General features: G+C 66.0%; 16 protein-coding genes. 6 read left to right on the forward strand and 10 right to left on the reverse strand.

Annotated features, from left to right (window positions below; genetic code table 11):
- Positions 1-16 precede the first annotated feature (16 nt).
- The 3 genes from EWH10_RS15245 to EWH10_RS15255 are packed head-to-tail and all read right to left on the reverse strand — an operon-like array spanning position 17 to position 5027.
- Positions 17-1195, reverse strand: a complete 1179-nt coding sequence (locus EWH10_RS15245; RefSeq protein ID WP_025549505.1) for an acetyl-CoA C-acyltransferase family protein — start codon at positions 1193-1195, stop codon at positions 17-19.
- Positions 1192-3279, reverse strand: coding sequence for a 3-hydroxyacyl-CoA dehydrogenase NAD-binding domain-containing protein (locus EWH10_RS15250; RefSeq protein ID WP_044661094.1), 2088 nt, complete (start codon positions 3277-3279; stop codon positions 1192-1194). The genes EWH10_RS15245 and EWH10_RS15250 overlap by 4 nt, the downstream gene beginning before the upstream one ends.
- A 14-nt stretch (positions 3280-3293) precedes the next feature.
- Positions 3294-5027 (reverse strand): acyl-CoA dehydrogenase family protein, encoded by a 1734-nt coding sequence (locus EWH10_RS15255; protein ID WP_065847030.1) that lies wholly within the window; start codon positions 5025-5027, stop codon positions 3294-3296.
- 147 nt (positions 5028-5174) lie between these two features.
- On the opposite strand from EWH10_RS15255, the gene EWH10_RS15260 reads away from it, so the two are divergent.
- On the forward strand, positions 5175-5885 hold the full coding sequence (locus EWH10_RS15260; RefSeq protein ID WP_025549504.1) for a helix-turn-helix domain-containing protein: 711 nt from the start codon (positions 5175-5177) through the stop codon (positions 5883-5885).
- Between the two features lie 32 nt (positions 5886-5917).
- Here the strand turns inward: EWH10_RS15260 and EWH10_RS15265 are convergent, their stop codons facing one another.
- Together EWH10_RS15265 and EWH10_RS15270 are read right to left on the reverse strand one after the other, a co-directional pair.
- Positions 5918-6502, reverse strand: a complete 585-nt coding sequence (locus EWH10_RS15265) for a TetR/AcrR family transcriptional regulator (protein WP_025549503.1) — start codon at positions 6500-6502, stop codon at positions 5918-5920.
- Positions 6503-6592: 90 nt separating this feature from the next.
- The gene (locus tag EWH10_RS15270; RefSeq protein ID WP_025549502.1) at positions 6593-7288 is read right to left on the reverse strand and encodes an FCD domain-containing protein; all 696 of its coding nucleotides are present in this window, start codon (positions 7286-7288) and stop codon (positions 6593-6595) included.
- Positions 7289-7511: 223 nt separating this feature from the next.
- On the opposite strand from EWH10_RS15270, the gene EWH10_RS15275 reads away from it, so the two are divergent.
- The 5 genes from EWH10_RS15275 (at position 7512) to EWH10_RS15295 (ending at position 13621) form a co-directional block, all read left to right on the forward strand.
- Entirely contained in the window at positions 7512-8651 is a 1140-nt protein-coding gene (locus EWH10_RS15275; protein WP_025549501.1) for an NAD(P) transhydrogenase subunit alpha, read from the forward strand.
- Complete coding sequence (locus tag EWH10_RS15280; protein ID WP_025549500.1) at positions 8648-8938, forward strand: NAD(P) transhydrogenase subunit alpha part 2; 291 nt, start codon at positions 8648-8650, stop codon at positions 8936-8938. The genes EWH10_RS15275 and EWH10_RS15280 overlap by 4 nt, the downstream gene beginning before the upstream one ends.
- A gap of 1 nt (position 8939) precedes the next feature.
- The gene (locus EWH10_RS15285) at positions 8940-10334 is read left to right on the forward strand and encodes an NAD(P)(+) transhydrogenase (Re/Si-specific) subunit beta (protein ID WP_044661092.1); all 1395 of its coding nucleotides are present in this window, start codon (positions 8940-8942) and stop codon (positions 10332-10334) included.
- A 222-nt stretch (positions 10335-10556) separates the two neighbouring features.
- Positions 10557-12047 carry a DUF4139 domain-containing protein gene (locus tag EWH10_RS15290; protein ID WP_025549499.1) on the forward strand — a complete coding sequence of 497 codons (1491 nt, stop codon included), beginning with the start codon at positions 10557-10559 and terminating at the stop codon, positions 12045-12047.
- 8 nt (positions 12048-12055) lie between these two features.
- Entirely contained in the window at positions 12056-13621 is a 1566-nt protein-coding gene (locus tag EWH10_RS15295; RefSeq protein WP_052628177.1) for a DUF4139 domain-containing protein, read from the forward strand.
- Positions 13622-13687: 66 nt separating this feature from the next.
- Here EWH10_RS15295 and fdhD read toward each other — a convergent pair whose 3' ends face one another.
- From fdhD to EWH10_RS15320, 5 genes are read right to left on the reverse strand one after another with little or no spacing between them, the layout of a single operon-like run.
- Positions 13688-14497 carry a formate dehydrogenase accessory sulfurtransferase FdhD gene (fdhD, locus tag EWH10_RS15300; RefSeq protein ID WP_025549497.1) on the reverse strand — a complete coding sequence of 270 codons (810 nt, stop codon included), beginning with the start codon at positions 14495-14497 and terminating at the stop codon, positions 13688-13690.
- Complete coding sequence (locus EWH10_RS15305) at positions 14494-14730, reverse strand: formate dehydrogenase subunit delta (RefSeq protein WP_025549496.1); 237 nt, start codon at positions 14728-14730, stop codon at positions 14494-14496. The genes fdhD and EWH10_RS15305 overlap by 4 nt, the downstream gene beginning before the upstream one ends.
- 10 nt (positions 14731-14740) lie before the next feature.
- The gene (gene fdhF / locus EWH10_RS15310; protein WP_025549495.1) at positions 14741-17587 is read right to left on the reverse strand and encodes a formate dehydrogenase subunit alpha; all 2847 of its coding nucleotides are present in this window, start codon (positions 17585-17587) and stop codon (positions 14741-14743) included.
- Positions 17584-19164 carry an NADH-ubiquinone oxidoreductase-F iron-sulfur binding region domain-containing protein gene (locus tag EWH10_RS15315; RefSeq protein ID WP_044661091.1) on the reverse strand — a complete coding sequence of 527 codons (1581 nt, stop codon included), beginning with the start codon at positions 19162-19164 and terminating at the stop codon, positions 17584-17586. The genes fdhF and EWH10_RS15315 overlap by 4 nt, the downstream gene beginning before the upstream one ends.
- Positions 19161-19628, reverse strand: a complete 468-nt coding sequence (locus EWH10_RS15320; RefSeq protein ID WP_025549494.1) for a formate dehydrogenase subunit gamma — start codon at positions 19626-19628, stop codon at positions 19161-19163. Before EWH10_RS15320 ends, EWH10_RS15315 begins: the two co-directional genes overlap by 4 nt.
- Positions 19629-19687 lie beyond the last annotated feature (59 nt).

Consider the following 19687-nt stretch of genomic DNA (forward strand, 5'->3'; position numbering starts at 1 on the left):
ATGGGCGAGCCAGGCCTCACACCCGTTCCCAGATGGCCGCGATGCCCTGGCCGCCGCCTATGCACATGGTCGTCAGGCCCAGGCGGCCGCCGGTGCGCTGCAGTTCATAGACCAGCTTGGTCGTGATGATCGCGCCCGTCGCCCCCACCGGATGGCCCAGCGAAATGCCGCTGCCATTGGGATTGACCCTTGCCGGATCGAAGCCCAGCTCCCGCGAGACGGCGCAGGCCTGCGCCGCAAAGGCTTCGTTGGATTCGATCACGTCCAGATCGCCCACGCCCATCCCCGCCCGCTCCAGCGCCTTGCGCGTGGCGGGCACCGGGCCGATGCCCATATAGGCCGGATCGACCCCCGCATGGCCATAGGCGACCAGTCGCGCGAGCGGCTTCAATCCCTGCGCCTTCACCGCCTCCCCGCTTGCCAGCACCACGGCGGCGGCGCCGTCGTTGATCCCCGACGCATTGCCGGCCGTCACGGTCCCATCCTTCTGGAAGACGGGCTTCAGCTTGCTGAAATCCTCCGGGGCCGCATCGGCGCGCACGAATTCGTCGGTGTCGAACGGCACCGGCTTGCGCCGCACCGTCACCTCCACCGGCACGATCTGCTCCCTGAAATAGCCCTGCGCGATGGCGTTCGCCGCCCGCTTCTGGCTTTCATGGGCGAGCGCGTCCTGGTCTTCCCGCGAAATGCCGTAGCGGGCAGCGACATTCTCCCCCGTGACGCCCATATGGATGCCGTGGAAGGGATCGGTCAGCGCGCCGGTCAACCCGTCCTGCACCACCGCATCGCCCATCTTCTGGCCCCAGCGGGCGGCGGGCAGGAAATAAGGCGCACGGCTCATGATCTCCACGCCCGCGCCCAGCGCGATGTCGCAGTCACCGAGCATGATCGACTGGGCTGCAGTAAGGATCGCCTGCAAACCCGATCCGCAGAGGCGGTTGACGCTGTGCGCCGGAGTTTCCTGCGGAATGCCCGCGCCGATCGCCGCTATGCGCGCGGCATAGGCGTCGCGCGGCTCGCAAGGGATGACATTGCCCAGCACGACATTGCCGATCAGGCTCGCCTCGAGCCCCGCGCGCTCGATCGCCGCCCGCGCCACATGCGCACCCAGTTCGCCCGGCTTCTGGTCCTTGAGCGAGCCGCCGAAGCTGCCGATGGCCGTCCGCGCCGCCGATACCAGAAAGACATCCGTCATATGCTGTTCCTGTCCTGAATGTTGAGATCCCCGAAGCGCCCACCCTCGGCAGCGAGCCGCTCGATCAGCGGGGCGGGCGTCCATGCCCATCCGTTACGGCCGGCGGCAAGGGCGCGAAGCCGGTCCAGAACGGTGGACAAGCCCATGATGTCGGCCTGGAACATCGGCCCGCCGCGTTCGCGGCCGAAGCCATAGCCATGGATGTAGATCATGTCGACGTCGACGGGACGATAGGCGATTCCCTCCTCCACGATCCGCGCGCCTTCATTGACCAGGGCCAGCAGGCAACGGCCGACGATTTCCTCATCGCTGAACGCGCGCCGCTCAAGGCCTGTCTCGGCGGAGTAATCCTCGATCAGCCTTGTGATTTCCGGATCGGTTTCCGCCGTCCGGCCATCCGGATAGGCGTAGATGCCCTTGCCCGTCTTCTGTCCGAACCGCCCCAGTTCACAGATGCGGTCTATCACGCCCGAATAGGGCCGGTCGGGCTGTTCCGCCATACGGCGCTTGCGGATCGCCCAGCCGATGTCCTGTCCGGCCAGATCCATCGTCCGGCACGGCCCCATCGCCATGCCCCACCGCTCCATGGCGGCGTCGATCTGCTGCGGCAGCGCGCCTTCCTCCAGCAGGAACCAGACCTGGCGCAGATATTCCTCGAACATGCGGTTGCCGATGAAGCCGTCGCACACGCCCGACACGACGCCGACCTTGCCGATCCGCTTGCCCAGCGCCATCGCGGTCGCCAGCACATCCGGCGCGGTTTCCCTGCCGCGAACCACTTCCAGCAACCGCATGATATTGGCGGGCGAGAAGAAATGCAGGCCGACGACCCGCGACGGATCGGCCACCAGCGCGGCGATGGCGTCGAGGTCGAGCGTCGATGTGTTGCTCGCCAATATCCCATCCGGCCGGGCGATCGCATCGAGCGCGGAAAAGACCTGCTTCTTGACGCCCATATCCTCGAACACCGCCTCGATCACCAGATCGGCATCCGCGAGCGCCTCCAGTTCGGTCGCCGCCGTGAAGGCGGCGATGCGCGCATCGGCCACGTCCTGACCGATCCTGCCCTTCTCCACATCGCGCTGGATCGTCTTGCAAATGGTGGCTTCGGCCTTGGCGAGCGCCTCGGGCCGCAGTTCGGCCATCGTTACGGGCAGGCCCGCATTCAACAGCGCAAGCGCGATGCCCGTGCCCATCAGGCCGCCGCCCACAACACCGACATGACCGACGTCACGGGGGCGCACGTCCGGCGCCAATCCGGGAATGCGCGCCACAGTCCGCTCCCCGAAAAATACGTGACGCAGGCCGCGAGAGGCTTCGGAGCGCAGCAATTCCCCGAACAGCGCCGCTTCCAGCGCCAAACCGGCGGCCAGATCGCCGGACAGCGCCGCGACGCAATCGACGATCCGGGCAGGCGCCTGGCTCAGCCCGGCCCGCAGCTTCGCCCGGCGCGACGCGACGGCCCCGGCGAGGTCGGCAGGCACCGGCAGCGTGCCCGAACGGCGCAGCGGAGGCACGTTGCGCGCCACCTCCAGCGCCGCCTCCACAACATCGCCGTCCACCAACTGATCGACCAGTCCCGCCGACAATGCGCGCTCCGCCGTCACGGGCTTGCCCGACAGCATCATGTCGAGCGCTGCGCCTGCCCCGATCAGGCGCGGCAGGCGCTGCGTACCGCCCGCGCCGGGCAGCAGGCCCAGCGTCACTTCGGGCAGGCCAAGGCGGCTTCCCGCCTGGGCAACGCGGTAGTGGCCCGCCATGGCCAGTTCCAGGCCACCGCCCAGCGCCATGCCGTGGATCGCCATGATCACCGGCTTGGCGCACGCCTCGACCGTCGCAATCAGATGCCGCAGCCGGTCGACCTGCTCGGGATCACCGTCGAAATCGCCGATGTCGGCGCCGCCACAGAACATCCGGCCGGCGCCGGCGATCACGATGGCGCGGCAGGCGGGATCGCTCGCCGCTTCCCCGACTTTCGCCCCCAGTTCCTCGACAAAGCCGTTGCCCACCGAAAGGGCATTTACCGGCCCGTTGGACAGGCGCAGGACGATGGTCGCACCCGCCCGGGTCATCTCGACGGCCATGATGATCCTTTCGTTCAGAAGGCGTCGGCGCCAAGCGCCATGATCGTGGCCTCACCCGCCGCGATGCCGGCTGCCAGCCCCTGGGCCTGCGGCAGCATCCGTTGCGCGAAATAGTCGGCCAGCGCGCGCTTCGCCGCATGCAGCGGCGCATCCCCCCGCGCGGCGGTGGCCATGCGCGTCCACATCCAGCCCATGGAGACCAGCGCGAAAAGGCGCAGATAGTCGACCGCCGCCGCTCCGGCTGCGTCGACCCCCGCGCCGCGCAGCGACGCGGTTACGCCGCGCAGAAGGGTGAGCGCGTCGCCCGTCTTCGCTGCAATGTCCAGCCCCGCCCCAGCTTCCAGATCCGCGTCCACCAGGGTGAAAAAGCCATCGACCACCGCGCCGCCCGCCATGGGAAGCTTGCGTCCGACCAGATCCATCGCCTGCACGCCATTGGTGCCCTCATAAATCTGGGCGATGCGGGCATCGCGGACATATTGCTCCATGCCCCATTCGCGGATGTAGCCATGCCCGCCGAACACCTGCTGCGCCTGCACCGCGCTTTCGAAGCCGAAGTCGGTGAAGGCCGCCTTCACCACCGGCGTCAGCAGCGCGACCAGGGCATCCGCCTTCGCCCGCTCAGCGGCATCGGGATGATGATGCGCCCGGTCGAGTTGCAAGGCCGTCCACCCGGCCAACGCCCGTCCGGCCTCCACGAAACCCCGGATATTGAGCAGCATGCGCCGCACATCGGCATGTTCGATGATCGCCACCGGACCCCGCGCGCCATCGGCGCTGCGTCCCTGGAGCCGCTCCTTCGCATAGCCGGCGGCCTGCTGATAGGCTGCGCCGGCAATGCCCAGCCCCTGAATGCCGACCATCAGGCGCTCGGCATTCATCATGGTGAACATGGCGGCCAGGCCCCTGTTCGGTTCCCCCACCAGCCAGCCGGTCGCGCCGTCATAGTTCATCACGCAGGTCGGCTGGGCGTGGATGCCCATCTTCTTTTCCAGCGCGCCCACCGACATGGCGTTGCGGATCGTGAAGCCGCCATCGGCGTCGGGCAGATATTTGGGCACCAGGAACAGGCTGATCCCCTTCACCCCCGCCGGGGCATCGGGCAGGCGCGCCAGCACCAGATGGACGATGTTGCCGCCGAAATCATGATCGCCCGAGGAAATGAAGATCTTCTGCCCGGTGACGGCGTAGCTGCCGTCGGCGCCGGGCGCCGCCTTGGTCTTCAGCAGCGCCAGGTCCGTGCCCGCGCCGCTTTCGGTGAGCGCCATGGCGCCGGTCCATTCGCCGCTCACCATGCGCGGCAGATAGGTGGCCTTCAGCGAATCGCTGGCATGGGCGATGATCGCCTCGCACGCGCCGCGTGTCAGGCCCGGGAACAGGCCGAAGGACAGGTTCGCCGCCGACAGCATCTCGTCCAGCCAGAGCTGGAGGATGAAGGGCAGCCCCTGCCCGCCATATTCCGGCTCCGCCGATAGCGATGCCCAGCCCGCAGCCGCGAAGTCCCGCCAGGCGTCGGCAAAACCCTCCGGCGTCTTCACCGATCCGTCGACGAGATGGCTTCCCTCCTCATCCCCATGGCGGTTGAGCGGGTGCAGCCGGTCGGCGCACATCCGGCCCGCTTCCTCCAGGACGGCCACCGCCAGGTCGGCATCGACCTCCTTTCCAATGTCCGCCATTGTCCGGTCGAAGCCGAGAACCTCCGTCAACAGAAAGCGATAATCGTCTATCGGGGGAACATAGCTGAACATCGGGACTCTCCTGGAAATCGCGGGCCTCTGCTATACCAAACATCTGTTACAGTCAATCGCGGCGCATCCCCTGCCATTCGGCAATCCCCAAGGTCCACGACCGACTTATTAACATTCCGGAAACCCGCCGGTGCGAATAGTCGGAAAATGCCCATACCAGCGATCGTCGACCAGCCACCCGAGTCCGAAAACAGGCGAGACGCCGCGCGTTGGCGCATTCGCCTGGAACTTCCCGGCACGTCCGACGGCGCGAGCACGAATGTGGTGATCCACGACATCTCGACCGCCGGCATGCTGATAGAAACCAGGTCGACGCTGGAGATCGGGCAGAGCATCATGCTGTCCCTGCCCGATGCCGACCGGGTCGTGGCCCGTGTCGTCTGGCAGAACGAGACCCTGTTCGGCTGTCGTTTCGAAACGTCGCTGCCCCAGGGCGCGGTAAGCGCGATCAGGCTGCGCAGTCCAGGGCGCGACGATGTGGAGCCTGCCGCCGATCCGCCGGAGGAAGCCGCCGCCGAAGGATTGGGCGAACGCCTGCTGCGGCTGCGGCATGAAAAGGGGCTGAGCCGCACGGCATTGTCCGAGCGGACGGGGTTCAGCAAGCCCACCATCTGGGGATGGGAGACAGGCAGGACGACCCCGAGAAGGGAAAATCTGCGCATTCTTGCGGCGGTCTTCGGCCTGTCCGAGCAACAGCTGCTGTACGGCAAGGGGCGTCCGCCGCTCCGGGAAACCGACGCATCGGGCGCGGAGGCCTATGCCCGGTCGCTGAAGGAGGTCATCGATCAGGCGAAGACGCGCATTGCCGAAGCGGCCGGGGTGAGCAAGCTCAAGGTGCAGATTTCCATCGAATTTTAGCACGCGGACGCCCTCCCCCGGCGGGGCAGAGATCATTCATGCCGAAAGACGGCGACGATCTGCGCCGCAATCTCCGCCGGAGCAAGCTTGCCGGGACGGTACCAGTCGGCGGTGGCGTTCAATTGCGCCAGAAGCAGGTTGCGATAGATCGACCGGTCGATAGGGGCCGGCAGCGGCAGTTCCTCGACCAGCGAACGAAACAGCCCTTCGAACCGGTCGCGCCGCGCGATCAGCTGTTCGCGGACATCATCCGGCACTTCCCGAAAGTCGTTCATCATCGGCGTGGTGAGGGAGCCGGGGGCAAGCTGGATGTCCAACAATGTCGCGCAGGCCGCGTACAGCCGGGCCCAAGGATCGGATTGCGCCCGCACGGCCGCGGCTATGCGTTCTTCCGCCCTGTCGAGCGCGGCATTGTGCAGTTCCACGAACAAGGCGTCCTTGGACCTGATATGATGGTAAAGCGAACCGCCCAGCACGCCCGCCTGCTCGCCGATGTCGCGCATGGAGGTGCCGCGATAACCCTTTTTCGCGAATAGCTGGGCGGCGATCTCCAATATCTGGCGGCGGCGCGACGATGGCTCGTCATTCGGTCCAGAAGGCGGCACAGGCTTTGTCATCGTGGCGGCGCTAGCACATCCTTAAATGCCCGCGAAGCCTCCGTTCCCGATGAAGGGACCGGCGCTTCATCTTTGCCCGAGCCGGCCTCCTCAGATGGCCGCGTCGAGTTGGCGCATGATCTCCCGTCGGCGCCGTTGCGCTTCGAAGCGGGCGCGCTCCGGATCGCCGTCGAGGATCGCGGCGATGATGGCGCGTCTTTCCCGCTTCCAGCGCTGCTTGCCCTCGCTTCCGCCATAGACCGGCCCGCGCGGATATTCGGCATAATGGTGCACGGCCACGCGGGAGAGCAGTTCCATCAGCGGGCGGTCGACCATCAGGTAGAGAATGTCCAGCATGCTCTGGTCGAATGCGCCGCGCTGCCGCGCCGTATTGCGCCCGTCGATGGATTTGACCAGCGCCGCAAGCTCCTGCCGAAGCGCCTCGTCCGTGGCGCGCGCCGCCGCCGCCATCAGTTCGCAGTCGAGCAGGGTGATGATGTCGATGGCCTCCGGATGCGCCGAATGATGCAGCGCCAGGAAGCCGGAAATCGCCTGGCTCAAACCCTCCGCATCGGGCCGGGTGCCGTAATAGCCGCCGCCGGGGCCGCGCCGAACCTTCAGGAAACCCTCATGCTCCAGCACGCGCGCCGCCTGCTGCACGGTGACGATGCCCACGCCCAGCGCCTTCGCCAGATCGGGCAGGGATCCGATCTGCGCTTCGGGCGGCTGGGCGACGATCATGTCACGCAGCTTCGCCACGGCCGCCGTCACCAGTCCTTCGCGGGAATTCTGCTTGCGGATGCTCATCTTACTCCTCGTCTGGGGTCCGACCGCCCATAGCGAATTTGCCGGCAAAAGGGCACTCCTCATACATCCTGTCCTATTATGTGCATATTATTTGTTTGATTCTTTCCGGTTTGGCGGTATTGCGATTCATAGGGGTCGATAATGGGCATATTAGTATGGGCTGAGGATAGGACGGCTTTTGGCCGCGCCAGAGCCCTGCCAACATGGGACGAGGGTGGATGCAGTGAAGATCGGCATAGTGAAAGAGATGGCGCCCGGTGAGCGCCGCGTTTCCGGCACGCCGGAAACGGTCAAGAAATTCAAGGCGCTGGGCGCGGAAGTCGCGGTGGAAGCAGGGGCGGGCCTGTCCGCCGCCATATCCGATGCGGACTATGCCGCCATGGGTGCGACGGTGGCGGATCGCGTCGCTACTGTGGCGGATGCCGACATCATCCTGGGCGTGCAGGGGCCGGACGTGGCCAGCATCGCGGGCGCCAAGCCCGGCGCGTGGATCGTCGCGGGCCTCAATCCCTTTGTCGAGCGGGCGCGGGTCGACGCCTATGCCGCCGCCGGTTTCGAGGCGCTGGCGATGGAGTTCATGCCGCGCATCACCCGCGCGCAGTCGATGGACATTCTCTCCTCCCAGTCCAACCTTGCCGGCTACAAGGCGGTGCTGGACGCGGCGGCCGAATATGGCCGGTCCTTCCCGATGATGATGACGGCGGCGGGCACGGTGTCGCCGGCAAAGGCGTTCATCATGGGCGTCGGCGTCGCGGGCCTGCAGGCGATCGCGACCGCGAAGCGGCTGGGCGCGCAGGTTTCCGCCACCGACGTGCGCTCCGCGACCAAGGAGCAGATCGAGAGCCTGGGCGCAAAGGCGATCTTCGTCGAGAGCGTCGCGGGCATCGAGGGCGAGGGCAAGGGCGGCTATGCCACCGAAATGTCCGAGGATTATCAAAAGGCGCAGGCCGAGCTGGTGTCCGGCCATATCGCCAAGCAGGACATCGTCATCACCACCGCGCTGATTCCGGGCAAGCCCGCGCCGCGCCTGATTTCAGACGCGCAGATCGCGTCGATGAAGCCGGGCAGCGTGATCGTCGACCTGGCCGTCGAGCAGGGCGGCAATGTCGAGGGCGCGGTGCTGGGCGAAGTGGTCGAACGGCACGGCGTCAAGATCGTCGGGCACAAGAATGTGCCCTCGCGCCTCGCCGCCGACGCATCGGCCCTGTTTGCGCGCAACCTCTATAACTTCCTCTCCGCCTTCTGGAACAAGGACCGGAACGCGCCGGTGCTGGACGAGGAAATCGGCAACGCCATCCGCGTGACGCAGGGTGGGAAAGTCGTCAGCGAAAGGCTGCTTCAATTGACGGGGGCACTGTCATGAGTTCGCTTAATCCCGATTATCTGTTCGTCTTCATCCTGGCGGCCTTCGTCGGTTTTCAGCTCATCAAGAAGGTGTCGCCGCTGCTGCATTCGCCCTTGATGTCGCTGACCAACGCCATCGCAGCGGTGGTGATCGTGGGCGCGATCAGCATCACGGGCGAGGAAGGCGCGACGCCGCTGGCAAAGACGCTGGGCTTCGTCGCGGTGTTCTGCGCCACGGTCAATCTGGTCAGCGGTTTCATGATCACCGACCGCATGCTCAAGATGTTCAAGCCGCGGGGGAAGTGAGATGAACGCATTCGTACCCTTTGCGGCGATCATCGCATCGTCGCTGTTCATCCTGGCGCTGATGTGGATGAGCCACCCGTCGACGGCCCGCCGGGGCGTGCGCGCGGGCGAGATCGGCATGCTGGTCGCCATCGTCGGCGCGCTGGTCCAGCATGAGGTGGTCGATTACAACCTGATCCTCATCGCCATGGTCGCGGGCGCGGCCGCCGGCATCCCGATGGCGCTGCTGATGCCGATGACGGCGATCCCGCAGCGGACCGCCATCTCCCACGCCTTCGGCGCGCTTGCCGTGGGCCTGATCGGCGCGGCGGAATATTACAAGCACGCCCATGGCGAATATGCCGGCAGCTTCATCATGTGGGCGCTGATGTTCGAGATGCTGCTGGGTTTCCTGACCTGCACGGCATCGGTCATCGCCTTCGCGAAGTTGCAGGAGATCATGGGCAGCCGTCCCGTCTCCTTCGTCGGGCAGCGGGTGGTGAACGGCGCCGTGGCGCTGGCGGCGCTGGTGATCGCCGCGATGCTCGCGCTCGATCCGACGCAGACCTGGCTGTTCCCCGCCTTCGTGGCGCTGGCGCTGCTGTTCGGCATATTGCTGGTGATCCCGATCGGCGGGGCGGACATGCCGACCGTGATCGCGCTGCTCAACAGCTATGCGGGGCTTGCGGCGAGCGCCATGGGCTTTGCCCTGGGGAACAAGCTGCTGATCGTGGCGGGCGCGCTGGACGGTGCGTCGGGCTTCATCCTGGCGGTCATCATGTGCAAGGCGATGAACCGCAGCTTCGCCAATGTCATGTTCGGCGGCTTCGGCAAGGTCGTGGCCGGCGCGGCGGGCGGCAAGGACGACCGCGTTGTCCGTTCGGCCTCGGCCGAGGAAGCGGCGTTGCAGCTTGAAAACGCCAGCAGCGTCGTCATCATTCCGGGCTATGGCATGGCGGTGGCGCAGGCGCAGCACAAGGTGAGCGAACTGTATCAGGCGCTGACCAAGAAGGGCGTCGATGTGAAGTTCGCGATCCATCCGGTCGCGGGCCGCATGCCGGGACATATGAACGTGCTGCTGGCCGAAGCCAACGTGCCCTATGAGCAGTTGATCGAGCTGGACGACATCAACCCCGAACTGCCGCAGGCGGACGTGGCGCTGATCATCGGCGCCAACGACACGATCAATCCGTCGGCGCGCGACGATCCGCAGAGCGCGATCGCGGGCATGCCGATCATCGAGGCGGATCGGGCCAAGTCGGTCTTCGTGATCAAGCGTTCGATGAATGCGGGCTTCGCCGGAATCGACAATCCGATCTACTATAACAGCAACACCCAGATGCTGTTCGGCGATGCCAAGGACATGGTCGGCACCATCGCCAAGGAACTGGCTGGCGGCGGTTCGGGCCTGCATTGAGCGACGGACTGGCGCCTCCCTCCGCAGCATCCGAACGGATGGAAGGGCGGCGGGCCGGGTGCGGGCTGGACGCCTTCGCGAGCGGGGCGGAAGAATGGCGCAGTCCTGTCCGCCCTGCACCACCGTCATCTTGAAAGGCGACAAAGGTCGTTCCGGGATTATGCCTCTGGAACGACCTTTGTTTTTGCGGCATGTCTTGCAGGATTGGCGGAGGGGGGCTTCATGCGTCTGATATGTCCTGCGATAATCTCGGTTGCGGTCCTGGCTCCCCAGGCGCTCTTTGCTCAGCCTTCCGCGCCGAATGCCCAGGGCGACCTGTCCGTCACCATCTATAATAACGATCTGGCGCTGGTGCAGGACCTCCGCCGCATCACCCTGCCCTCCGGACGCTCCCGGCAGGAATTTCCCGATGTCTCGGCGCGCATTCGCCCGGAAACGGTGACATTGTCGGGAGAAGGCATCGGCATTGTCGAGCAGAATTTCGACTATGACCTTTTGTCACCCGCATCGCTGATGGAAAAGGCGGTGGGCCAGACGATCACCCTGCTGCGCACCAACCCAGCCACCGGCGCGGAAACGCGGGAACAGGCAATGGTGCTGGCGGCCAATGGCGGGGTGGTGCTGAAGATCGGTGAGCGGATCGAGGTGCTGCGCGACGACGGTCTGCCTGTGCGGGTCATTTTCTCCTCCATTCCGCCCAATCTGCGCGCGCGCCCGACGCTGAGCGTCACCATGGATGCGCCGCAGGGCGGTGCAAGGCCGGTGACGCTGAGCTACCTGACGCCGGGCATGAGCTGGAAATCAGACTATGTCGCCCTGTTCGACGAGAAAGCGGGCAAGCTCGACATGCAGGGCTGGATCACGCTCAACAACAGCACCGGCACCGCTTTCGCCAACGCCCGCGCCCTGCTGGTCGCCGGGGAAGTCGGACAGGTGCAGCAATCTTATGGCGGCTATAATGGCGGCCGGCCCCAGCCTCGCGGAAACCGGCCCGGCACGGAGAGCGGCGGCGAGCAACTGGGCGACTTCCATGTCTATCCGATCGAGGGTCGCACGACGATCGCCAATGCCCAGACCAAGCAGGTGAGCTTCCTCGACGCATCGGGCGTGCCGGCGGAACGCGGTTACGAGTTCCGCAGCAACTGGATGGAAAGCAAGGACCAGGCGGAAAGCGCCGCATCGGTGCTCAAATTCTCCAATGCCAAGGCTTCCGGAATCGGCGCGGCCCTGCCCGCGGGCACGGTTCGCGTCTATATGCGGGATGCGCGCGGGCAGGCCCAGTTCATCGGGGAAAGCGGCATTCCGCACACGCCCGGCGGCTCCACCCTCGCCCTGCGAACGGGCGACGCCTTCGACGTGAAGGTGCAGCCGGTGGTCGAGCAGCGCGACACGATCACGACGGACGAATGGACGAAGACCGAGCGCTGGCGCGTCGCCTATCCCGACGGCACAAAGGCGGAAGGCTATGTCGAGCGGCCGCAGAAATATTTTCGCACGCGGATGCGCTACATCGTCACCAATGCCAAGCCGGTGCCGGTGAATGTCGACGTGGTCCAGTCCGGCCTGTCCCAATGGTGGTGGTGGCGCGACCTGCGCGTGCCGGAGGAGAGCATTCCCGGCGTGCAGGAAACGGCTGACCTGCGGCGCTGGGTGGTGCCGGTGCCCGCCAATGGCAAGGTCGAACTGACCGCCACTTTCCTCACCCCCTGGTAAGCGCGGCCATGCCCCGCCTGTGGCTGTGGCTGATGATCCTGCCGCTTTGGGCGCCCCTGGCCGCGAGGGCGCAGTTGCCGGTCGTGATCTCCAGCGGTCCGGACAAGGTGGCGGTCACGCTCTACCGCGACCCGGAGCGGGGAGAGGCTCCGCTCGACCGCGATGAGCCCGGCGCCTTCGCCCTGATCGCGGAGACGCGCACGGTTATGTTGCCGCCGGGCGAAGCCGTGATCCGGTTCGAGGGGGTGGCGAGCGGCATCGTGCCGCAATCGGCGATCCTCTTTGGCGCGCCCCCGCGGGAGCGCAATCGCGACGCGGCGCTGCTGTCGCAAAAGGGGCTGGTTGACGCCTTTACCGGGCAACGGGTGATCCTTCGCCGCACCGACCCGGCAAGCGGCAGGACGGTCGAGGAAAGCGCGACCGTGCGATCCGCCGCCGACCGTCTGGTGGTGACGACCATGCGAGGCGTGGAGGCGCTCTATTGCTCCGGACTGCACCAGACGCTCCTCTATCCGGGGGCGCCCGCGACCCTCTCCGCAAAGCCGGTGCTGACCATGACGACCAGGGACCAGCCCGGCGGACCTGCGACGATCACCCTGGCCTATATCGCCACCGGCTTCGACTGGGATGCGACCTATGTCGGCACATTGGCCCCGCACGGCCAATCGCTGGACCTGCTCGGCTGGCTGACGCTGGCGAGCGCGGACGACACCAGCTTTGCCGATGCAACCGCTTCCGCCATAGCCGGAAGGGTGAACCGTTCGGAGGACAGCCGCGACGACAGCGGCGAAAGGGCGCGTGAAGAAGCCCGCTATCTGAACAGGTTCAGCGCCTGCTGGCCCGCCGGGACGACGAGCGACCTGGGCAGCGGCACGCCGCCGCCGCCTGCACCGCCGCCCATGGCCATGATGATGGCGGGCGAAGACATTGTCGTGACGGCCCAGCGGCGGCAGGAAGGCATGCTGTCGGCCCCCGCTCCTGTCGCCGTGGTCGCCAGGGCGGAAAATCTGGGCGACCTCAAGCTGTACCGCATTCCCGTTCCCGTCACCGTCGCCGCCCGTGCACAGAAGCAGGTGGCGTTTCTGGTGAAGCAGAAGGTGAAGGGCAGCCTGGTCTATCGCACGGAGATGAGGTGGGAAGAGCCGGACGATCCCCGGATGCTGTTCCGCTTCCGCAACGGCAGGAAGGATGGCCTGGGCGATCCCCTTCCGGCGGGACGCGCGGTTCTCTATCAGGACAGCCCCTGGGGCCGCATGTATGTCGGGGAAAGCACCACAGGCGACAAGACCGTCGACGAGGAAGTCGAATGGTCCTTCGCGCAAGCCAGCAACCTGACACTGGAACCGGAACAGGAAGAGGCGGGCAAGGGCATCCTCCATCACAACCTTGTCGTGCGCAACGCCAATCCCTTCCCCATCCGTTTCGAGATCGACTTTCCAGCGAACGGCGGACGGCTATTCAGCGGCTTCAGCGGTCGCCTGACGAAAAAGCCGGGCAAGCAGGTCTGGGCCATGACGGTGCCGGCGAACGGAACGATCCGCCTGCGCTTCCGATCCGCCGGGCAGCCGAATTAGGGCCCGGCCCTGGAGCGCATCCGGATTCCCGCGAAACCAGTATCGCGGCAGAAGCCCTGCGCTTCTTCACTGATCGAGGTCCAGCCCCCCTTCCCCGAATAACAGGATGGAGTCAGCGCGCGCCAGCGCCACCAGAGCCAGCCCCGCCCCCGCCGCCCGTTCGGCTGCAAGGCGCGTCGGCGCGGAGATCGTCACCAGCAGGGGGCAGTCCGCCAGCACGGCCTTCTCCACCAATTCATAGGAGCAGCGCGAGGAAAGCAGCGCAAAGCCGCCATCCCATGTCCATCCACGCCGCCACATCGCGCCGATCAGCTTGTCGAACGCATTATGCCGCCCGACATCTTCCCTCGCCAGGCGGATCGTGCCGTCTGCCGCCACCAGCGCCGCCGCGTGGGCCGCGCCGGTTCTCGCATTGAGCGGTTGATGTCCTTTCAATTCCCCCAGCGCCCGAAAAACCGCCTGTTTGTCGGCCCGTGTCGAAACCGTGACGGATGGCAGGGGCCGGATCGCCTGTTCCAGATTCTCCACCCCGCAAATTCCGCAGGACGATTCCGAGGCGCGATGCCGCACCCGGCTCAGCAAGGCTTCCGTTCGCTCCTCCGGCAGGGTCGCCCGGGCAATGATCCCTTGTTCGGTCGCATGCACATCCACCTCGAACGGCGCATCTTCCCGGCCGATCAACCGCTCCGCCAGCGTGAAACCCAGCACCAGTTCCTCGACATCGGCGGGTGTAGCCATCAACACGGCATAGCCGATGCCGTTGAATTCGATGGCGATCGGCACTTCCTCTGCCAATTCCCGCGTCACCGGGGTGATGGGGCCTGCCGGCGTTATGTGCCTGAAGGTGAAGGGCCGATCTTCGGGCGCGGCGCTCAAAGCGCCACGACCCGGCCGACAGCGGCGGCGGCTATCGGAGACAGTGCGCCGGGACGCGCGGCCGCCAGCAAAGCAATGCGCTGCTTCATCGCCGGATCCCAGAAGGCACGGATATGGTCCGCCGTCATGGCGACAGCTTCCGCCTCGCCCAACGCCGCGACATTGCGCGCGATCTGGTTCGCCATGTAGATCAGGCGGTCCTCGGTCGACATGACTTCATTTTCATCGCTCATGCGCTCGATCCTATTCGGCCGCTTCCAAGGGCGCAATGCGCCTGCTGTGCCGTGCCTGCTCCGCATAGTCGCGCTGCCAGTCGCTCGGTCCGTTGGAACGCATGACCTGGACCGCCGTCACCTTATATTCCGGGCAATTGGTGGCCCAGTCGGAATAGTCGGTGGTGATGACATTGGCCTGCGTGTCGGGATGGTGGAAGGTGGTGTAGACCACGCCCGGCGCGACCCGCTCCGTGATCAGGGCGCGCAGGCTGGTTTCCCCGGCCCTGCTCTTGAGCGAGACCCAGTCGCCATCGCTGATCCCGCGATTTTCGGCGTCGTTGGGATGGATTTCCAGCCGATCCTCCGGATGCCAGGCCGCGTTCGCGGTCCGCCGCGTCTGCGCGCCGACATTATATTGGCTGAGGATGCGCCCGGTGGTCAGCAACAGCGGGAAGCGCGGCCCGGTCTTCTCATCGGTCGGCACATAGTCGGTGACGACGAACTTGCCCCTCCCCCGCACAAAGCCGCCGATATGCATGGTTGGCGTGCCGTCGGGCGCTGCATCATTGGCAGGCCATTGCAGCGATCCCTCTGCATCCAGCCGGTCATAATGCACGCCCGCGAAGGTGGGCGTCAGCGCGGCGATCTCGTCCATGATTTCGGAAGGGTGCGCATAGGACCAGCCCAGCCCCATGGCCTGCGCGACCAACTGGACGATCTGCCAATCGGCATGGCCGTTGAGCGGCGCCATCACCCTGCGCACGCGCTGGATGCGGCGTTCGGCGTTGGTGAAGGTTCCATCCTTCTCCAGGAAGGTCGATCCCGGCAGGAAGACATGGGCATAATTGGCCGTCTCATTGAGGAACAGGTCCTGCACGACGACGCATTCCATCGCGGCAAGCCCCGCCGCGACATGATGGGTGTTGGGATCGGACTGGAGAATATCCTCGCCCTGGATGAAGATGCCCTTGAACGTGCCGTCCGTCGCTGCATCGAGCATGTTGGGGATGCGCAGCCCCGGCTCCGCATCCAGCGTGACGCCCCAGGCCTGTTCGAACTGGCCGCGCACCGCATCGTCGGAGACATGGCGATAGCCCGAAAATTCGTGCGGGAAGCTGCCCATGTCGCAGGCACCCTGCACATTATTCTGCCCGCGCAGGGGATTCACGCCCACGCCTTCGCGCCCGATATTGCCGGTCGCCATGGCGAGATTGGCGATGGCCATGACGGTGGAGCTGCCCTGGCTGTGCTCGGTCACGCCCAGTCCGTAATAGATCGCGCCATTGCCGCCGGTCGCATAAAGCCGGGCGGCGGCGCGGACCTCCGTCGCCTTGACGCCGGTAAGGGGCTCGACCGCTTCGGGCGAGCGCTGCGGTTCGGAAACGAAATCGGCCCATTCGGCAAACTCATCCCAATCGCAACGATCGCGGATGAACGCCTCGTCATAGAGCTTTTCCGTCACGATCACATGCGCCAGCGCCGTCAGCATGGCGACATTGGTGCCGGGCCGGAGCGGCAGATGATGGGAAGCCTCGACATGGGGCGACTTCACCAGATCGATCCGCCGGGGATCGATGACGATCAGCTTGGCGCCCTGCCTGAGCCGTTTCTTCATGCGGCTGGCGAAGACCGGATGGCCGTCGGTCGGATTGGCGCCGATGACCAGGATCACGTCGGCCTGCATCACGCTGTCGAAATCCTGCGTGCCCGCCGAGGTTCCGAAGGTCGTCTTCAGCCCATAGCCGGTGGGAGAATGGCAGACCCGCGCGCAGGTATCGACATTATTGTTGCCGAAACCCTGGCGGATCAGCTTCTGGACGAGGAAGGTCTCCTCATTGGTGCAGCGGCTGGAGGTGATGCCGCCGATGCTGCGCGTGCCATATTTTGCCTGGATGCGCCGGAACTCGCTGGCGGTATGGGCGATGGCCTCCTCCCACGACACTTCGCGCCAGGGTTCGTCGACCGAAGCGCGGATCATGGGTTTGAGGATACGGTCGCGGTGCTGGGCATAGCCCCAGGCGAAGCGGCCCTTGACGCAGCTATGCCCGTGATTGGCCTTGCCGTCCTTCCACGGCACCATGCGGACCAGTTCCTCGCCCCGCATCTCCGCGCGGAAGGTGCAGCCGACGCCGCAATAGGCGCAGGTGGTGACGACTGCGCGATCCGGAGTGCCGATCTCCACCACCTTCTTCTCGGTCAGGGTCGCGGTCGGGCATGCCTGGACGCAGGCGCCGCAGGACACGCATTCGGACGAGAGGAAATCCCGCCCCTGCGATGGCGAAACCCTGGAGTCGAAGCCCCGCCCTTCGATGGTCAGGGCGAATGTGCCCTGCACCTCGTCGCAGGCGCGCACGCAGCGGGAGCAGACGATGCATTTGCTGGGATCGAAGTCGAAATAGGGGTTCGACCGGTCCTTCGCCTGCCCCATATTGGTCGCGCCGTCATAGCCGTAGCGCACGTCGCGCAGGCCCACGGCGCCCGCCTGCTCCTGCAATTCGCAATCGCCATTGGCCGGGCAGGTCAGGCAGTCGAGCGGATGGTCCGAGATGTACAGCTCCATCACCCCGCGCCGCAACTGCTTCAGCCGCTCGCTCTGCGTCCGCACCACCATGCCCTCGGCAATCGGCGTGGTGCAGGAGGCGGGATAGCCGTTGCGTCCTTCCACTTCGACCAGGCAGAGGCGGCAGGAACCGAAGCTTTCGACATTGTCGGTCGCGCACAGCTTGGGGATCGAACAGCCGGTCAGCGAGGCCGCCCGCATGATCGACGTGCCTTCCGGCATCGTCACGGTATCGCCGTCGATGGTGAGGGTCACGCTCCTGCCGGTCGATATGGCGGGCGGGGTTCCATGGTCGGTTTCGCGCGTGTAGCTCATTCCGCAGCTTCCTTCACCGGCGACTTGGCACCGAAATCCTCGGGGAAATGATCGAGCGCGCTCAGCACCGGATAGGGCGTGAAACCGCCCAGCGCGCAGAGCGAGCCATGTTTCATCGTGTCGCAAAGGTCGCGCAGCAACGCCGTCTGCGCCTCCAGCCCGGTATCGATCCGGTCGGGCGTGCGGGAATTGAGCGCTTTCTGGAGATACCCCTCCCAATTGCGTCCGGCCTGAACGACGGTCGCGCTGTCCCGCGCCGCGATGATCCGGTCCATCACCTCGACGCCCCGCGTCGACCCGATCCGGCAAGGGGTGCATTTGCCGCAGCTTTCGACCGCGCAGAATTCCATCGCGAAGCGGGCCATATGCGCCATGTCGACGCTGTCGTCGAACACGGTGATCCCGGCATGGCCGATCAGCCCGCCAGCCTGCGCGAAAGCCTCATAATCGAAGGGCAGGTCGAACATGCTGGGCGGGAAATAAGCGCCAAGGGGGCCGCCGACCTGCACCGCGCGGACGGGCCGCCCGCTGGCCGTGCCGCCGCCGATGTCGTTCACCAGTTCGCCCAGCGTGATGCCGAAGCCGATCTCATAGAGGCCGCCATGCTTCACATTGCCCGCAAGCTGCACCGGGATGGTGCCGCGCGACCGGCCGAAGCCGACGTCCGCATAGGCCTTCGCCCCTTCCGCCAGGATGAAGGGAACCGCCGCCAGGCTGAGCAGATTGTTGATCACCGTCGGTCGTCCGAACAGCCCCGCCAGCGCCGGAAGAGGCGGCTTTGCCCGCACCTGTCCCCGCTTGCCCTCGATGCTTTCAAGCAACGCAGTTTCCTCGCCGCAGACATAGGCGCCCGCCCCGACGCGCACTTCGAGCGTGAAAGGCGCGGTCCGCTCGGCGGAGAGTTGGATCGCTTCCCGCATGGCGGCGATGGCGAAGGGATATTCGCTGCGGATATAGATATAGCCGTGGCTTGCTCCCACGGCATGACCGGCTATCGCCATTCCTTCGATCAGGCAGAAGGGATCGCCTTCGACCAGCATCCGGTCGGCAAAGGTGCCGCTATCGCCTTCATCGGCATTGCAGACGATGAACTTGGCGTCCGAAACCGCATCCAGCACCGTCTGCCATTTGATGCCGGTGGGAAAGCCCGCCCCTCCCCGCCCGCGCAGGCCGGATGCCTTCACCGCATCCACCACCGCCTGGGGCGTCATGCCGCGCGCCGTTTCCAGCCCGCGCCAGCCGCCATGTTCGGCATAGTCCTTCAGGCTGAGCGGATCGATCACTCCGCAGCGCGCGAAGGTGAAGCGTTGCTGCCCGGCGAAGAAGGGCAAGGCCGCCACGTCGCCCAGCCGCGCTTCATGGCTGCCGTCCAGTACGGCCGCTATGTCGGCGGGGCCGACCGGCCCGAAGCCGATCCGCTTCCCCTCGCTTTCGACCTCGACCAAGGGCTCGATGGAAAAGAGCCCCCGGCTGCCGGTGCGGACCACCTCGCATCCTGCGGCTTCGAAGGCGTGGGCAACCTCGTCCGCGCCCAGGGCGACGGAGGCCATGTCCCGGCTGACATAGACCCGCTTCATGCCGCGATCTCCTGCGCGATCCGGTCCAGCGTGGCCGCATCGATCCGCGCGACCGGCCTTCCGTCGACAAGGGCGTTGGGACCGACGGCGCACAGGCCGAGGCAATAGACGGGTTCCAGCGTGACCTGTCCGTCCGGGCGCGTCTCGCCCATGGGGACGCCCAGCCGATCGGTTGCGGCCTTCTCGATTGCCGTGGCGCCGCGGGCCTGGCAGCTTTCGGCGCGGCAGAGTTTTACGACATGCCGGCCGGCGGGGGTTCGGCGGAAATCATGGTAGAAGGTCACAACTCCATGAACGTCTGCGCGACTGAGGTTGAGTGCGGTGGCGATGGCGGGGATGGCTGCATCATCGATAAAGCCTATCTCTTCCTGCAACATGTGCAGCAGCGGGAGCAGGCGGTCGCGGGTGCGGCCATGGGTCCGGGTCCAGTCCTCTATCAGCCTCGTCGCGTCTTCCTGCTGCATCTTTTCCGCCCTTTCCTGCGCGCCATGCTGCGCGCTGGCGGGAGTGGCGTCAAATCGAA

It is taken from the genome of Sphingobium fuliginis (assembly GCF_004152845.1).
In the GTDB taxonomy this organism is placed as follows: domain Bacteria; phylum Pseudomonadota; class Alphaproteobacteria; order Sphingomonadales; family Sphingomonadaceae; genus Sphingobium; species Sphingobium fuliginis.

Excerpts from the sequence above, each read along its gene's own strand:
- EWH10_RS15245 (WP_025549505.1), bottom strand. The coding sequence starts at position 1,195 with ATGACGGATGTCTTTCTGGTATCGGCGGCGCGGACGGCCATCGGCAGC.
- EWH10_RS15250 (WP_044661094.1), bottom strand. The coding sequence starts at position 3,279 with ATGGCCGTCGAGATGACCCGGGCGGGTGCGACCATCGTCCTGCGCCTG.
- EWH10_RS15255 (WP_065847030.1), bottom strand. The coding sequence starts at position 5,027 with ATGTTCAGCTATGTTCCCCCGATAGACGATTATCGCTTTCTGTTGACG.
- EWH10_RS15260 (WP_025549504.1), top strand. The coding sequence starts at position 5,175 with ATGCCCATACCAGCGATCGTCGACCAGCCACCCGAGTCCGAAAACAGG.
- EWH10_RS15265 (WP_025549503.1), bottom strand. The coding sequence starts at position 6,502 with ATGACAAAGCCTGTGCCGCCTTCTGGACCGAATGACGAGCCATCGTCG.
- EWH10_RS15270 (WP_025549502.1), bottom strand. The coding sequence starts at position 7,288 with ATGAGCATCCGCAAGCAGAATTCCCGCGAAGGACTGGTGACGGCGGCC.
- EWH10_RS15280 (WP_025549500.1), top strand. The coding sequence starts at position 8,648 with ATGAGTTCGCTTAATCCCGATTATCTGTTCGTCTTCATCCTGGCGGCC.
- EWH10_RS15285 (WP_044661092.1), top strand. The coding sequence starts at position 8,940 with ATGAACGCATTCGTACCCTTTGCGGCGATCATCGCATCGTCGCTGTTC.
- EWH10_RS15290 (WP_025549499.1), top strand. The coding sequence starts at position 10,557 with ATGCGTCTGATATGTCCTGCGATAATCTCGGTTGCGGTCCTGGCTCCC.
- EWH10_RS15295 (WP_052628177.1), top strand. The coding sequence starts at position 12,056 with ATGCCCCGCCTGTGGCTGTGGCTGATGATCCTGCCGCTTTGGGCGCCC.
- EWH10_RS15305 (WP_025549496.1), bottom strand. The coding sequence starts at position 14,730 with ATGAGCGATGAAAATGAAGTCATGTCGACCGAGGACCGCCTGATCTAC.
- fdhF (WP_025549495.1), bottom strand. The coding sequence starts at position 17,587 with ATGAGCTACACGCGCGAAACCGACCATGGAACCCCGCCCGCCATATCG.
- EWH10_RS15315 (WP_044661091.1), bottom strand. The coding sequence starts at position 19,164 with ATGAAGCGGGTCTATGTCAGCCGGGACATGGCCTCCGTCGCCCTGGGC.
- EWH10_RS15320 (WP_025549494.1), bottom strand. The coding sequence starts at position 19,628 with ATGCAGCAGGAAGACGCGACGAGGCTGATAGAGGACTGGACCCGGACC.